The 15,399-nt window shown below is 73.8% G+C and carries 12 protein-coding genes; 2 read left to right on the top strand and 10 right to left on the bottom strand.

Translation table 11 applies throughout. From position 1 onward, the window contains the following. Positions 1-19: 19 nt before the first annotated feature. From BKA14_RS37115 to BKA14_RS37100, 4 genes are read right to left on the bottom strand one after another with little or no spacing between them, the layout of a single operon-like run. A complete protein-coding gene (locus BKA14_RS37115) occupies positions 20-397 on the bottom strand; it encodes a GtrA family protein (RefSeq protein ID WP_184955403.1) in 378 nt (125 codons plus the stop codon). After that, positions 384-1,334, bottom strand: coding sequence for a glycosyltransferase family 2 protein (locus BKA14_RS37110; protein WP_184955402.1), 951 nt, complete (start codon positions 1,332-1,334; stop codon positions 384-386). Before BKA14_RS37110 ends, BKA14_RS37115 begins: the two co-directional genes overlap by 14 nt. A gap of 60 nt (positions 1,335-1,394) precedes the next feature. Next, positions 1,395-2,063 (bottom strand): hypothetical protein, encoded by a 669-nt coding sequence (locus BKA14_RS37105; protein WP_184955401.1) that lies wholly within the window; start codon positions 2,061-2,063, stop codon positions 1,395-1,397. A gap of 1 nt (position 2,064) precedes the next feature. Continuing rightward, positions 2,065-3,618, bottom strand: a complete 1,554-nt coding sequence (locus BKA14_RS37100; RefSeq protein ID WP_184955400.1) for a glycosyltransferase — start codon at positions 3,616-3,618, stop codon at positions 2,065-2,067. Between the two features lie 229 nt (positions 3,619-3,847). Here BKA14_RS37100 and BKA14_RS37095 point away from each other — a divergent pair, with 229 nt between their 5' ends. Then, positions 3,848-4,342, top strand: coding sequence for a CAP domain-containing protein (locus BKA14_RS37095; RefSeq protein WP_184955399.1), 495 nt, complete (start codon positions 3,848-3,850; stop codon positions 4,340-4,342). 8 nt (positions 4,343-4,350) lie between these two features. On the opposite strand, the gene BKA14_RS37090 is transcribed toward BKA14_RS37095, so the two are convergent. From BKA14_RS37090 to BKA14_RS37075, 4 genes are read right to left on the bottom strand one after another with little or no spacing between them, the layout of a single operon-like run. Beyond that, the gene (locus BKA14_RS37090; RefSeq protein WP_239092531.1) at positions 4,351-5,286 is read right to left on the bottom strand and encodes a class I SAM-dependent methyltransferase; all 936 of its coding nucleotides are present in this window, start codon (positions 5,284-5,286) and stop codon (positions 4,351-4,353) included. A 34-nt stretch (positions 5,287-5,320) separates the two neighbouring features. Next, on the bottom strand, positions 5,321-6,928 hold the full coding sequence (locus tag BKA14_RS37085) for a hypothetical protein (protein WP_184955398.1): 1,608 nt from the start codon (positions 6,926-6,928) through the stop codon (positions 5,321-5,323). Positions 6,929-6,931: 3 nt separating this feature from the next. After that, the gene (locus tag BKA14_RS37080; protein ID WP_184955397.1) at positions 6,932-7,588 is read right to left on the bottom strand and encodes a hypothetical protein; all 657 of its coding nucleotides are present in this window, start codon (positions 7,586-7,588) and stop codon (positions 6,932-6,934) included. Beyond that, the gene (locus tag BKA14_RS37075; protein WP_239092532.1) at positions 7,578-9,467 is read right to left on the bottom strand and encodes a glycosyltransferase; all 1,890 of its coding nucleotides are present in this window, start codon (positions 9,465-9,467) and stop codon (positions 7,578-7,580) included. Before BKA14_RS37075 ends, BKA14_RS37080 begins: the two co-directional genes overlap by 11 nt. Positions 9,468-9,539: 72 nt before the next feature. On the opposite strand from BKA14_RS37075, the gene BKA14_RS37070 reads away from it, so the two are divergent. Continuing rightward, positions 9,540-11,744, top strand: coding sequence for a glycosyltransferase family A protein (locus BKA14_RS37070; RefSeq protein ID WP_184955395.1), 2,205 nt, complete (start codon positions 9,540-9,542; stop codon positions 11,742-11,744). A 196-nt stretch (positions 11,745-11,940) separates the two neighbouring features. Here the strand turns inward: BKA14_RS37070 and BKA14_RS37065 are convergent, their stop codons facing one another. Then, a complete protein-coding gene (locus tag BKA14_RS37065; protein ID WP_184955394.1) occupies positions 11,941-12,912 on the bottom strand; it encodes a class I SAM-dependent methyltransferase in 972 nt (323 codons plus the stop codon). A 43-nt stretch (positions 12,913-12,955) separates the two neighbouring features. Beyond that, positions 12,956-15,334, bottom strand: a complete 2,379-nt coding sequence (locus BKA14_RS37060) for a glycosyltransferase (protein ID WP_239092533.1) — start codon at positions 15,332-15,334, stop codon at positions 12,956-12,958. Positions 15,335-15,399: the final 65 nt, after the last annotated feature.

Genomic DNA, 15,399 nt, shown 5'->3' with positions numbered 1-15,399 from the left:
CCCGTAAACATGATCGAAATCAAGGGACGCGGAAGGTCCATCGGGAGTTGAGCGCGTAGTTGACGACCGGGATCGCGATCAGCGCCACCGCCTGCACCGGCACGAACGGGGCGGCCAGGGCCTCCGTGCCGAGCCAGAGGATCAGGGCGTTCAGCGCGAAGGCCACGGCCGTCACGGTCAGGAACCGCCCGCCCGCGACCAGGTGCCCGGTCGTCGAGCGGAAGACCCAGGACCTTTGCAGCCAGTACGAGACTCCGACGCTCGCGCCGAAGCCGAGGGCCGAGGCGAGCACCGCCCGGACGCCCAGCCCGGCGGCCAGCCCCGCGCCCACGCCGAGGTGGGTCAGCGCGCCGGCACCGCCACTGATCGCGTACCGGAACAGCTCAGCGCTTCGCACGCGCCCACTGCTCGGGCACGACCGAGTGCTCGGCGCGTTCCTGCACGAGGTAGCGGGGCCGGCCGCGGACCTCCTCGTGGATGCGTGCCAGGTATTCGCCGATCACGCCCAGGCCCAGCAGCAGGAACGTGCCCATCACGAGCAGCAGCAGGATGACCGTGGGGAAACCGGCCACCGAGTCGCCGCCGATCCAGCGGATCAGGGTCTGCGCCCCGAGCAGCACGGCGAACGCGGCGAAGCCCAGCCCGACCATCGTCACCAGGTGCAGCGGGGCCGACGTGAAGGAGGTGAGCCCGTTGACCGCGAGCCGGAACAGCGAACCGAAGGTCCACCGCGAGCGGCCACCCACGCGTTCGGCGATGTCGATCTCGACGGTGCTCCGGCGGAAGCCGATCCAGCTGCTCGTGCCACGGAAGAACGACGAGTGTTCGGGCAGCCGCAGCAGCGCCTCCAGGGCCGGGCGGGCCAGCAGCCGGAAGTCGGTCGCGTCGACCAGGTCGACCCTGGTCAGGCCGGTGAACGCCTTGTTGAACGCGCGTCCGCCGACTCGGCCGATCAGGCCCTGACCCGTACGGTTGCGCTTGACCGCCTCGACCACGTGCGCGCCCTGCCGCCAGCGCCGCACCATCTCGGGGATGATCTCGGGCGGGTGCTGCAGGTCGGAGTCGATCACGACCACGGCGTCGCCGGCCGCGTGCTCGAGCCCGGCCAGCACGGCCGCCTCCTTGCCGAAGTTGCGCGACAGCTGCAGGCCGCGCACCCGGGGATCGAGCGCCGCCTGAGCGACCACGAAGTTCCAGGAGTCGTCGGTCGAGCCGTCGTCGACCAGCACCAGCTCGTACGCCAAACCGGCGCCGGCGAGCACGTCGGCCAGGCGGGCCACGAAGCGTTCCACGCCGGCGCCCTCGTTGTGGACGGGCGCCACCACGGAGATCATCGGGCTCGATACGGTCACGCTCGCCCAACGAGACCGGAGCGGCAAAAGTTACAAAACTGGTCAGCGCAGCAGCTCGGCCAGGGTCGGCGGATGGGCGCGGTCGATGATGATCGTGCGGACCGACTCGTGGTCGCGATACAGCCGGGACAGCCGCTCCGAGAGCACGTCCTCCCACGAACGGTCGGGCCGGTGCCGCTCCCAGGTCGCCCGGTCGGGCAGGTATTCGAGCAGCACACCGAGGTCGCGCAGCAGGGCGAAGGACTCGCAGTCGGTCATCACGACCGGCCGGTGGTCGGGGTCGACCTGCAGCCGCTGCCGCAGGGTCAGCACGAACTCGCGCACCGCCTCGAACTCCAGACCGATCACCACGTACAGGTGGACGGGGGGACGCGGCGCGACGGCGGCCGGGGTGCCCGCCGGCTCCAGCGCCAACGCGATCGTGCGAGGCGCCGGGCGCAGCCGACGCACCAGCGAGCGGGTCAGGCGCGGGGCGGCCTGCACCGGGTTCCGCAGCAGCGCGAGCAGCCCGGCGCCGATCCGGTAGGCCTCGCTGCGGCGCAGGCGGTCGGCCCGGCGCCGCTCCCGGTCGCGTTCGCGGCGCAGTTCGTCGCCGCGGTGGCGTTCCTCCACCAGCCGCGATTCGAGCATGCGGAGCCGGCCCGCCATGGCGGCCAGTTCCCAGCGCGCCCGCTGCGCGGTGTCGAGCGTCTGCAGTGCGGTCTCCGGCACGTCAGCCTCCGATCCGTTCGTGGCGGGCGGCCAGCCCGCCGAGCCAGGTCGCGGCCGCGGACGCGCCGTTGGAGAACGTCAGCTCCTCGCAACGGCGGCGCAGCACGGCACGTTTGTCGGCGCGGGCGGCGCTGTCCAGCGCCCGCTCCAGCTCCTCCGATTCCGGGTCCTCGACGGTCAGGGCCACCCCGGCCGCGTCGGCGTAGCGGGCCCGGGCCAGCTGGTCGTCGAGCACGGTGTCGCGGCTGGGCACGAGGATCGTGGGGATCCCGAAGCGCAGCTGCTCGTGGTAGGCGTCGTAATCGGCCGAGCTGACCACCAGGTCGAACGCCCGCAGGTAGCGGCTCACCGCCTGGTCGCGCACGACAACCTGGAAGCCGTGGCCCTCCAGCCGCTCGACGATCCGGGTGTCGCCCAGCCGCACCAGGGCGGCCGGCCGGTCGGCGTCGAGCCCGAGGTCGGCCCGCGCCGCCGCGGGGTCGAGCAGTTCGCCCGCGTCGAGCAGGGTGATCGGTTCGACCCGGTGCGCGGAGGCCCGGTCGGCCACTGTCGGCCCGTCGTCGGCCAGGGCGGCGAACTCGCCCGGTTCGAGGACGTGGTCGAAGACCTTGCCCTCGGTGATCCATTCCTGGCCGGCCCCGCGCGGCCACATCGCGCGCCGCACCCACACCCAGAGCACGTGCGGGTGGGCCCGGACGGCCTCGACGATGCCCTCGTGCGGCAGGTCGTCGACCGCCACGATCTCGGGTGAGTGCAGGTCGATCAGGTGGGTCAGGCGGTCGCGGAGCATCCGGTTCCAGGCCGCCTCGCCCCCGCCGAGCGCCTCGCGGGAGGGGATGTGCTCGGTCAGGAAGCCGCCGCCGGGTGCCGCGTACTGGGTGGCGATCACCGGCGCGAGGGCGGGCGGGAGCCGCCGGGCGATCGCGGTCAGCCGGGTCGGCGCGCCGAGCAGCAGCACACGGCGGGTGGGCGCGGGCGGCACCGGGCCGGGCTCGCGGGGCAGGGCCGGGGCGCTGATCCGGGGGCGGATGCCGAACCCGGCCAGCCGCCGCAGGTGCGACTGGTGGCCCGAGGTGCGTTCCAGCGCCCGGAAGCGTTCGGGGAACTCCTGCCACGAGGCGGCCGCGTCGACGACCTCGTGCCAGTTATGCACAGTGAGGCGGCAGAGCAGCGGCATCGCTTCGCGCACGCGGTCGTCGACCGGTGCCCACTCGACGTCGTCGGGCAGGTCACCGCCGGGTTCGGGCGCGCGGTCGGCCACCACGACCGTGTGTTCGGCCCGCACCCGCGTACGCGCCTCGGCCAGCAGGTCGGCGCCGCGGGCGATGAGCAGCCGTACGGTGGCGGTCCGGTCCTCCCGGGCCAGCGTGGCCGCGCCGTCCCGCAGGAGGTCGCGCACCTGTGGGGCGAAGGGCAGTGGCCGCGCGTCGCGGGGCACGTGCACCAGCAGCGTGCTCAGCGCCGCCTCGTGCTGCGCATGCACCTCGGCCGCCACTCCCGCCCCGGCGAAGCGAAAGTCGGCCAGGATCGCCACGTCGTGAACGGTCGCAGTCACCGCGATTCCCCCTCTCCAGTGTCCGTTTTGCCCGTCTATCGGGATCAACGATCATCAGCACGCACCGTGATGGCAACGTCACGGGAACCGGGCCCGGCCAGCCAACCAACCGGCAACCGAAGGGCATCTCCATGGCACCCGAACATGGGTCATCTTCACTGCCTCAGCGCCGAACATAACCCTGAACGCGGCGGTAGGAGCCGACGCGGACATCAACGAAAGGCAGTCGATGCGCTCTTCGATCACCAAGCGTCTGGCCCTGATCGCCATGATCCCCGCCACCCTGTTTGTGCTGGTCGCGTTCGCTTCGTCCGCCCAGGCCGCCACCACCGCGGCGCCGAGCGCCGCGACGATGCAGGCCGACATCGTGACCTACACCAACAAGATGCGCGCCGCCAAGGGCTGCAAGGCCGTCGTGGCCAGCCCGAGCCTGACCAAGGCGGCCGTCGGCCACAGCGCCTGGATGGCCCGCACCGGCAAGTTCAGCCACGTCGGCGCCGGCAACTCGACCTTCGACCGTCGCATCAAGACCGCCGGCTACGTCCGCCCGCTGAGCGAGAACATCGCGTACGGCTACAGCACCGGCGCCGACACCGTCAAGGCGTGGATGGCCAGCCCGGGTCACCGTGCCAACCTGCTCAACTGCACCGCCAAGGCCGTCGGCGTCGGCGTTGTCCGCGCCGCCAACGGCACCACGTACATCTCGCAGGAGTTCGGTTACTGAGCCTGAGGTTATTGCAACCGGCTCAGCTGCCGCACCACACGTCGATAGGACAGCAGGGCCTCACCTTCGCGGGTGAGGCCCTCAGTCGTTTCCAGCCACCGGCCCAGCACGTCGCGCTCGTCGGCCACGAACACCGCCGCCGCGTCGGCCAGCCGCTCCTCGAGCAGCGCCATCGCCGGGAACCGGGCGTCGGGTCCGGTCGTGCCGGGCGGGCCGCCGATCACCAGCAGGTCGACGTCGTGCACGTCGGCCAGCGACTCCAGGTCGTACCAGGCGAACGTGCGCTCCCCGATCGGCACCGGGCGCAGCGGCGCCTCGCGCACCTCGGCCACCGGCACGAGCGCGTGCGTGGCCAGCGCGGCCCGAGCGCTCTCGGCCGCGCCGGAGTCGTGGTGCAGCGAGACGAGCCGGCCGCCGACCTGTTCCAGCGCGTACGCCAGCCAGACCGTCGACTGCCCGCTGCCCAGTTCGAGCGCGAACCTCGGCTTACGGGTGCGGATCAGGTGCAGCAGTTCGAGCAGTTCGGCCGGGGCGGCCGCGGGAGGCATCGGGGCCCGCGGCGTGACCCGCTGGAAGAGCTGGACGATGGCCTCGATGTCACGGGTGTGCGCGCTCATCTGCCCGGCCAGCGCACCGGTCAGCTCGCGGTGCCGGTCACCCGAGTGCAGCAGCAGTTCCTCCATCGCGCCGAGCAGCCGCCGCTGGGTCTGGTCGAGCACCGCGCGCACGTCGTGCTGCTGCCGGCGCTGCGCGCGGGCCAGTCCCGAGATCCGGCGCGCGATCAGCAGCAGGCCACCGAACAGGACCGTGAAGAAGATCGCCAGCAGGGTCAGCGCGACGGTGACGTTGCCGGTCAGCGCGGCCGCCCCGACCGCCGCGCAGAGCAGGCACGCGCCGGCCGCCAGAATCGCCTGACGCCTGGTCAGTCTGCGCAACCGGCGCATCGGTCCTCCCCCGCTGATCTTCAACCTGCCAACGTCAACGCGGACCGGACCCACCGGTTACGCCCGGGCAGAAAGCCACGTCCGCGCGCTGCCGGGCCGCGACCTCCAGCGACTCGTCGAAGCGGCGCAGCGAGAACGGGGAATCGGCGTACAGCTGGTGGAACTCGGCTCGCAACGCGCAGCGGCGGGCGGCGCCCTGGGGGCCGGGGTCGAAGTCGGCCATTTCGACGGCCACCCGGTCGGCCAGGCGGGCCGCGGGGGCCGTCATCGCGGTGTCCCGCTGCCGCTTGTTGGCCGCGGCCGATCCGGCTGCCGCCACGGCCAGCAGCACCACGGCCGTCACGACGAGCCATTGCTTGCGTACGAGGTGCAGCCCGGCCGCCACGAACAGCGCACCCGCCGTCGTGGTGACCGCCGAGTCGCGCCAGCCCCAGCCCCACTTCCCGGCCGTCACGAGCTGCTGCACGTCGGCGTTGAGCGAACCCATCGCGGCGCCCGCGACGATCAGCGTGCCCGCGGTCAGGACCAGGGCCAGGGCGGCGCGCCGGCTCACCTGCGACAGCCGGGGCAGGTCGCGGATCGCGTGCCAGGCCAGCAATCCGAGCACGATCAGCGCGACGGCCAGGACCGTGCCGCCGAGCCACGGCCGCGGGCTGCCCCCGGCCACCGCGGCCCGCCACATCAGCGGGGGCAGCCAGTCGACGACCCGTACGGGGAAGGCTTGGAAGGTATCGGCGGTGAGCCGCACGTCGGAACCCTTGTAGCAGCCGCCGGTGGCGCAGTAGCGCTGGATGACGACCCGGACGGCGAGGAAGATCGGCAGGAAACCCAGCCACAGCAACGCGAGCGCGCGGGCCGGGGCCGCCGTGCACAACCGGCCCGGCGTCAGCCCGAGCACCAGCCGGCCCCGGGCCAGCACGGCCACGGTGGCCAGGGGCAGCGCCAGGTACGCGATCTCGTTGAAGGCCGCGAGGGCCGCGCCGCCGAGCATCAGCAGCGGCGCCCACCAGAGGCGGAACGGCCGGTCGGGATCGATGCGGCACAGGCCCGCGGCGACACCGAGAACGAGGGCGGCCGACGCGAGGTAAAGGCCGCCGAACAACACGATCGGGCTCGACCCGCCGGCCGCGACGAACCCGGCGGCTACCGCGAACGGCACCACGGCGGCCACTGTGGACGGCGGACGGCGGAACAGCTTGCCCCGGGCCACGACGCTTTCGGCCAGCAGCACGGCGGTGACGCACAACAGCAGCGCCGACAGGAACGAGACGAGCCGCAGACCGACGTTCACAGGCAGGCCGAGCACCTCGCTCAGGGCGTACGCGGCCGTGTCGAGGGCCTTCTCCAGCATCCGGCCGAACAGCCGGAAGTTGCCCAGCCGCAGATAGCCGGGGAGCGAGCCGACGGTGTGCGGCACGATCCGCAGCGGGTCGTCGCGGAACAGACCGCCGTGCCAGTACAGGTTGAACCGGTGGTCGCGGCTCGGCGCCAGCGCGATCAGCGGGGCCAGCACCGGCAGCGGCACGAGCACGGCCCTCAGCAGCGCCCGCCGCCACAGCGCCCCGACCGGCGGCCCGGCGACGACGAAACGCATCCCCACGCGCGGTGCGGCGGAGGGGGCATCCATCGTCGGGGCGCTCATGTCTCAAGTCAACGAACCCGCCGATCGATCGGTGACGCTCTCGAGCAGCCGGGCCAGTGTGGGCGGGTCCCGCGGATCTATCACCGTGGCCCGCGAGGCGCGGTGGTCGCGGCAGAGCTGGGCCACCCGCCGGGCCAGCAGTGCCTCCCAGCGGGCGCCGGGATCGTGGCGCGACCAGGTCGCCGGGTCGGGCAGGTATTCGAGCACCACACCCGGCACCTGCAGACCGCGCAGCGCGGGCTGATCGGTGATCACCACCGGCAGATGATCGGCGTCCACGAGCACCCGCTGCCGCAACGCCCGGATCAGCGCGTGCGACCCGGCCCGGGACAGCCCGACCGCCACGTAGACACGGCCCGGCACGCCGGTTGCGGGCGGGCGGGCGCGGGACGCCTCGAGTGCCGGGGGCCGGCGCAGCCGCCGGGCCGCCCGACCGGCCATCGACGGGGCCTGCCGCATCGGGTCGCGGGCCAGGTCGACCAGCGCGCGGCCGAGCCGGTAGGAGCGGCTGCGGCGCAACGCCAGCACGAGTTCGCGGTTGCGGTCGCGCTCCCGGAGGGCGGCGTCGCGCTCGTCCTCGACGCAGCGCAACCGGCCGGTCAGCGTGGCCACCTCCCACCGGGCCAGGGCGAGGTCGGCCGCGTCGGGCTCATCGAACACTGCGGGCCCCCGTCTCGGATTGTTCCCGGCAGAACCCGGCCAGCCAGTCCGCGGCGTCGGCGGCCCCGTTGCCGAACGACAGCTCGGCGCAGCGCCGGGCCAATGCCTCCCGGGCCGCCGGATCGGCCAGCCGTTCCAGCGCCGCGGCGGCCTCGTCGTCGCCGGTCGCGCAGATCGCCACCCCGGCCGCGGCGGCGAACCGGGCCCGGGCCAGCTCGTCGTCGGCGCCGCCGGGATCGGGCACGAAGACCGTCGGCACGCCGGCCCCGAGCAGCTCGTGGAAGTTCGTGTAATCGGCCCGGGACACGGCCAGAGCGATTCCGCCCAGTTCCCCCGGACGGGCCTCGGTGACCGTGAAGCCGGGCAGCGAGGCCACGACGCCCCGGCAGAGCAAAGTGTTCTCCGCGGCTCGACGGCGCCGTTTCCGGGGCAGCTCGGTGATCGGGTCGACAGTGCTCACCCCGGCCCGGGCGGTGGTGGTCCAGCCCTCGTCACCGCCGGCCGCGAACTCGCCCGGCTCCAGGATGCCCGCGAACAACGCGCCGCGGGCCGCCCACTGACCGCCGGTGCCGCGCCGCCACATGGCCGGGCGCAGCCACAGCCAGCGCGGTCCCTCGTTGTCCGCGATCGCGGCGGCGATCCCGTCGTGCGGCACCCCGCCGACCAGCACCGCGCGCGGGCCGTAGAGCTCGATCAGGTGCCGCAGCCGGTCGCGCACGAACCCGGCCCAGCGGTTCTCGGCCACACCGAGCTCGGCCGCCGCGGGCAGGTACTCGGTGAGCAGACCGGCGGCGTGCGCGGCGGGTAGCCCGGCCGATCCGGCCACGACGACCGGTTCGAGATCGGCCGGCAGCCGGCGGGCGATGGCCCGGAACCGGGCGATGTCGTCGCCCACGAGCAGGACCCGCCGGGCCGGCCGGGCACTGGGGAGCAGCTCCACACGCGGCGCGGGCACGGTCCCGCGGGGCAGCACGCCCAGCGACGCCAGCCGGGCGATGTGCGAGGCACTGCCGAAATGCTCGGTCACGAAGGAGCGGGCCCGGGCGACCAGAGCGTCGTAGGCGGGCCGGTCCTTGTGCAGTCGCAGCACGAGATCACGGACACCGGCCGGCTGCGTGTAGACCGCGGCCTCGGCGAAGACCGACCGGAACCGGGGGTCCGCGACGACCGGCACCCCGCTCGCCATCGCCTCCAGAATCGTCCGGTCGGTGTCCACCCGCTCGGGTTCGGGGAAGTGGACGAAGAAGTCGAGCGTGCCGAGGAACTCGCGCGGGGACTCGTCGCCGGTCTCGTCCAGCCGACGCACCCGGACGTCCGGCGCGTCCGGCTGGACGGCCGGATCGGGCCACCCGTGCCCACCGATCACCGGAACTGTCGCATGTGGACGCGACTCGACCCGCCAGCCGGCCACGTCGATGATCTCGTGCCAGTCGGTGTCGGGCAGCGCGCCGGCGGACGCCGCGGCCTGCAACTCCTCGCGCACCCGCCCGCTGATCGGGGCCCACACGACGGCCGGGCCGAAACGGCTCTCGATCCGCTCGCGCACGCCCGCGGCGGGGGCCCGATCGAGCACGACGATCGTGTGCCCAGCCGCGATCTTCGGCACCGTCGCCGGATCCTCGGCGAACACCTCCGGCCCGCGGATCAGCAACACCCGGGCCGCGACCTCGGCGTCCTCGTCGGCCAGGTCGGCCAGCCCGTCGCGCAGGCAGGCCACGATCCGCGACGCGAACGGACGGGCGTGCCGCAGCCGGGGGGAGGGCACGTGGATCAGCACGGTCGTCAGGCCGGCCGCCGCCTGGGCCTGCACCTCCGCCACGATGCTCGCCGAGTTGCCGCCCGGGAAGCGCAGGTCGGACAGGATGGCGACGTCGTACACGCGATGGTCAACGACCCGTGGCAATCGGGCGATACGGACAATTCACCCAGGCCCCTTGATCGTTGATCAGTTGTGGAAGACACGCATCCTCTTGCCGTCGCCGCCCTGCAAGCGCGGTCGATCGCCGCGCGCGCACCCCTGGCCCGGATCGCCGACACGGGCGACCCGTGGGCCACCGGCGAACTGGCCCGCGTGATCGCGCTGCAGAACCTGCGGGCCGACGACCAGACCGACGCGCTGACCCTGCTCGACGGGCTGCGCACCCGCGGCCCGATCGCACCCGCCCATCAAGGACTGCACTGCCAGATCGCGTACGCCACCGGAGACCACGACCGGGCCCGGGCGCTGCTGTCGGCGTACCCCGCGGTGCCCGCCCCGGTGCGCATCGCGCTCACCGTCGACCTGGCCAACCCGTACGCGCAAGGAAACGGCACGTGGGATTTCGCGTCCCTGCTGCCCGCGCCGCGTGTGCAGGTGACCGACGGGCCGGGCACCCCGTACGACCGGGTCACGACGGGACCGGTGCAGCGCACGGGCCACCCGTGCCGGATCACCACGATCGTCACCGTGTGGCAGCCCGACCAGTCACTGCTGACCTCGGTGCGCTCCCTCGTGCGGCAGACGTGGACCAACCACGAGATCCTGGTCGTCGACGACGGCTCGCCCTCGGAGTTCGAGCCGGTGCTGCGGGCGGCGGCCGCGCTAGACCCGCGCGTACGGGTGATCCACATGCTCGCCGGCGCGGGGAAGTACGTGGCCCGCAACGCCGGGCTGGACGCGGCGACCGGGGACTTCGTGACCTTCCAGGACGCCGGCGACTGGTCGCATCCGCTGCGGCTGGAACGTCAGGCGGCGCCGCTGCTGGCCGACGAGAACGTCTGCGCCACCACAGTGAACGGCATGCGGGTGACGCCCCGCCTGGTGGTGACCCGGCCGGGGATGACATCGACCCGCACGGAACATTTGTCGTCGCTGATGACGCGGCGGGACCGGGCGCTGGCGGCGGTCGGGCACTTCGACCCCGTACGCATCGGGGGCGACGCGGAGTACGTCGCGCGCATGCGGGCGGTTCTCGGACCCGCCGCCATCTCGCATGTGGACGGTGCGCCGCTGGCCCTGATCACCGGACCCGGCTCGCCGCCGGGGTGGGTGGATCCGGCCCGGCGGTCCTACCGGTCGGCCTACTCGCTCGCGCACTCGTCCTCGTCGAGACCCCTTCCCGTACGGGGATTCGCCGCACCGCGGCAGCTGCTCGGGCAGACCGGGGCCCGGGCGTACGACGCGGTGCTGGCGGGCGACTGGACCACGGCCGGCGGCGCGGGGGCCGCCGGGGCCGGGCAGTTGCGGGCCCTGGCCGCGCGGGGCCTGCGGGCCGCCCTGCTGCACCTGGACGTGCTGACCAACCTGCGCGACGGGCCGCGGAACCTCGACCCGGCCGTCCAGACATTGATCAACAGCGGCGAGCTGACCCAGGTCGAACTGACCGACGACGTGCGGACCCGGCTCGTGGTGGCCCGCTCCGCCCGCGTCCTGCAGCACGCGCCCGACCTGCCCAGCGGCGTCCGGGCGCAACGGGTCGTCATCGAGGACGCGAACGTCGTCCCCCAAGCTGCCGCAGCCGCGATCCGGCTCTTCGGCCGCAAACCGCTGTGGGCGCCGGCCGGAGCCGACGGCCGCCGCAAACTCACCGGCGCCGAGGCCGCCCTGGCCACCCTCGACCTGCCCAGCACGCTCGACGCGGCGCAGTGGCGGCTCGACCGGCGCGGCCCGCGAGCCGACCGCCCGGTGCTGGGCCGGCACTGCCGCGGCGGCCGGGCCGAATGGCGGCGCCTGCGCGACGAACTACCCGACTCGGCCCGCATGGACGTCCGCCTGCTCGACACGGCCGGTTCCGCACCCCGCTCGTTCGGCCGTTTCGGCACCCCACGCAGCTGGCTGGTCTACGGCCCCGGTGACGTCACGCTGCGCTCGTTCCTCTACCAGATCGACTTCTACCTGCACCTGCCCGCCGACGACGAGCCCGCCGACCCGGCCCCCGACGTGCTGGCCGCGCTGGCCGCGGGCTGCGTCGCCGTGCTGCCCTACCGCTATGCGCCCGCCTTCGGGGAGGCCGCGGTCTACTGCACGCCGGAAGAGGTGCCCGACACCGTCGGACAGCTTCACGCCAACCGCAATGCGCTGCGCGAACAGGCGGCCCGCGGCTCCGACTTCGTCCGCCGCCACCACGCCCACGAGCTCTACGCCGAACGGGTCGCGTGGCTGGCCTCACAAAGCTGAGAATCGGCAACCGTTTGGCACCCGAGCGGATCGTCAACCGGCCCCCCGGGCAACCGATTCCTAAGGGCACAAGCCACAGAGTTTCGGAACGGCCCCCGCCGCTCCGACACGCGGGGAAGAACCACTCCCCCACCCCGCGTACCGCTACCCCGCCGTCCCCCGCGGCGGGGTAGCGGTATTTCCGGCTAGGCCCTACCTAGGCCGGGGTTGAGGCGGCTGTCTGGGAGAGCACTGCCCAGCGGCCCGGCAGGCGACGCTGTACGGTCAGGCCGAAGCCCCCGCCCTGGCGCGGCGCCACCCGGGGTTCCTCGTCCACCACCACGGCCGCGCCCGGGGCCAGGCGGCGGCCCAGCACATGCAGTGCGGGCGCGAGCGGGTCGGCCGCGGAGGGCGCCAGGCCCGAATCCACGAGCAGGAGGTCGACGTCGTTCAGGCCGTCCAGCCGATCGACGTCGTACCAGTCGACAGTTCGCCCTTCGACCACCAGTTCCGCCCGTGGCACGTGCCGCAGCTCGACCGAAGTCAACCCGTGTTCGGCCAGCAACCCCCGTACGAGCGAGACCCGGCCCGCATCGTGGTCGACAGCCACCAGCCGCCCACCCGTGCCGGTCAGGGCGTAGCCCAGCCAGACGGTCGCGGGACCGCAGCCCAGCGCCACCGTCAGGCCCGGCCGCCGTTCCCGGCCCACATACACCAGGCCGAGCAGGTCGGTCGGCTGCAGGCCGGGCCCGGCCGAGGGCATCGGCGCCCGTGGTCTGACCGCCTGGAAGAGCTGGAACAGCGCCTCGATCTCCTGGCGCTGTTCGCGCAGCAGCAGTTCGGCGCCGCGGCCGGTGAGGCGCTCGGTCCGCGCCATCGCCTCGGTGAGCTCCTGGTGCCGGTCGCCCGCGGCGAGCCGTTCCTTCTCCACTGCGGCGATCACCCGGCGCTGCAACTGTTCGACGGTCGCGCGCAGCTCGCGTGCGGACTCGTGGGTCGCCCGGTTCGAGCCCTCGATCCGGCGCAGCAGATAGAGCACGGCCAGCAGGACGACGGCGACGGCCACCTGACCGATCATCGCGATGCCCAGGGCCAGCGGCACGATGACGAGCAGGCCGGCCAGCTGCCGCCGGGTCAGGCCCCGCAGCCGGCGCACGACGGCCCGAGCCAGCCGCCGCAGCCTGGTCATGGTGATCCGCACACCGAGGTCAACGGCGCGGCGACCCGGTCCGTTACGGGATCGTCAGCAGAGCGGGCAGCAGGGCCGCGATCCGCGCCACGAACTGCCCGGGGTCGTGCGCGGCCGCCACGACCTGCCGGGCCCGGCGGCTCTGTGCGGCGAAGAGCGCCGGATCGGCCCGGTACCGCGCGATCAGGGCGTCCACTTCGGACCGTGTGCAGTACACGGCCGCGTCCCCGTAGAGACCCCGATACCGTACGGGCATCACCACCACACACCCCGCCGCCGCGGCCTCCAGTGCCGGCCGCGAATACCATTCGGCCTGTTCACGCGGCGGGAAGTGCAGATAGAAGTCGAGCTGGTGCAGGAACGGCCGCGATTCCAGGTCACCTGTCTGGTAGCCCAGCCACGTCGGCTCCACCGGCACGTCGCAGGTGCCCGCGGGCCGGTCGGGCAGCCGGACCCGTACGTCGGCCCCGGGCACCCGGCGGCACACCGCGAGGCTGTCGGCGGCGTCGGACGGCCAGTTCGCCGCGTCGCAGAGATCGGTGCCGACGATGGCCGACCCCGCCGAGGCCCCCGTACGGTCGGCGACCCACCCGCCCGGCGCCAGCGCGAGCGGCAGGTCCTCCGCCGCCACGTCCGCCACCGACCGCAGCGCGGCCCGCACCCCGGGATCCTGGGGCACCCACGACGGCTCCGCCCCGAACAGCTCACGCACCACCTCCGCACAGGCGGGCGGGTCGTAACGGTGGTCGCTGCCGTCGGCCCGTACGGGCGCACGGTCCGCCACGATCAGGGCGCGCTCGGCCCGGACGCCGGAGTCCGTCGCCGCCGCGAAGGTGAGCACGCCCGCCTGCCGCACCACCAGCAGCGCCGCGGTGACCGGGTCGGTCAGCGCGATCCGGTCGACGACCCCGCCGTTGACCAGGTCCTGCACGGGTGCGGCGAGCGGGAGCCGGCGCAGCTGGATCGCCCGGTACGAGTCGAGTTGCAGCACCGCCACCCGGAACCCGGCCGCGTGCAGCGCCCGCAGTTCGTCCAGCGCCGTCCGCTGCGGGCTCTCCAGGAACCGCCAGTCGGCCACCATCACGACGTCGTAGGCGCTTTCCCGTACGGTCCCCAGCAGGTGATCGGGCGCCGGGAAGGCCCGGTCCGACCCGTCCGCCGGCCGGTACGCGCTGGCCCGCCGCTGTGCGATGAGTTGGTGATGCCGTTGGTAGGCCGACATGTACGCGGTCCGCGCCGGGTGCATCCAGTGCGCCCGGATCTCGGCGCGGGACAGCGAGCCCGCCGACAGCCGGATCAGCGCGAGCGGCAGCGAGTCGAGGTGACGCACCCGGCCCGCGCCGAAGGCGGCCTGGATCCGCCCGATGTACTCGGAGTCGGCGGCCTTGCGCAGCCGGTCGAAGTAGCCCACTGTGCGCAGCACTGTGCCCCGCCGCAGCAGCAGCGACGACGGGTTGAACCGCCCGCTGCGCACGCCCGGCCGGGTGCACATCAGTTCGTCGGTGACCGCCAGCCCGTCCGAGGTCGTGGCGACCAGCCGCCGGTCCTCGATCAGCGGCCGCACCTGCAGTTCGATCCGGCGCGGATGGGACCAGTCGTCGGAGTCCTGGAAGGTCGCGAACTCCCCGCCGGCCGCGTCGAGCCCCGCGTTGCGGGCCGCGTACGTGCCCGCGTTCTCGGGCATCCGGATCAGCGTGATCCGCTCGCCCAGCGCCACGGCCTCGCGCAGCACCGGCTCGAACTCGGGCGGCGAGGCGTCATCCACGATGATCACCTCGGTGTTGGCCCAGCTCTGCGCGAGGATCGAGCGCACCGCGGTGATCAGCCCCCGATCCGGCCGGTACGCGGTGACGATCACCGAGACCCGGTGCGCCCCTTCCACCCGCTCCACCGGGGCCGTGCTCAGGTCGTCGAACAGTGCCCCTGTGGGACCCGGCGCCGGCATCAGCGCCTGAAAGGCGGCGGCCCACCCGCGCCGGCCGACGAGCAGATCGGCCGACAGCCCGGCCCGGGCCGGCTCGGCGATCTTCAGGTAGCGCCGCAGCAGCTTGCGCGCCCGTTCCGGCCCCTGATGGGCCAGGGCGAGCTGGGCGTGCAGGGTCTGGTTGGCCGGCGACAACGCCCGCGCGCCGCACGCCCGCCGCACCAGCTCGAACAGCGCGATCGCGTCGTCCCGGTCGGTCGGCCGCAGCTCCTGCAAGCCCATGATGTGCGCGACCGCCGCCACCAGCGCGGGGTCGACCCGACGCCGGATGCGCCGCAGCCACCGCCGGTCGCCGGTCCGCGCCGCGTGCAGCAGTTGTTCCAGCGTGCCGTGCGGGCCCAGCGCGGCCCGGGCCATCAGCTCGCGGGCGTCCAGCGATCGGTTGCGCGCGGCGGTGGCGGTCAGGGCCAGCCGGAACCGGGAGCCGGCCGCCGTCACATGATCATCGAGCAGTCCGGATGGGTGTGGCCGCATGCCCCGGCTAACGCCACGACGAGAAGGTT

This window comes from Paractinoplanes abujensis, assembly GCF_014204895.1.
GTDB classification, from domain to species: domain Bacteria; phylum Actinomycetota; class Actinomycetes; order Mycobacteriales; family Micromonosporaceae; genus Actinoplanes; species Actinoplanes abujensis.
This window is presented reverse-complemented; position numbering and strand designations above follow the sequence as displayed.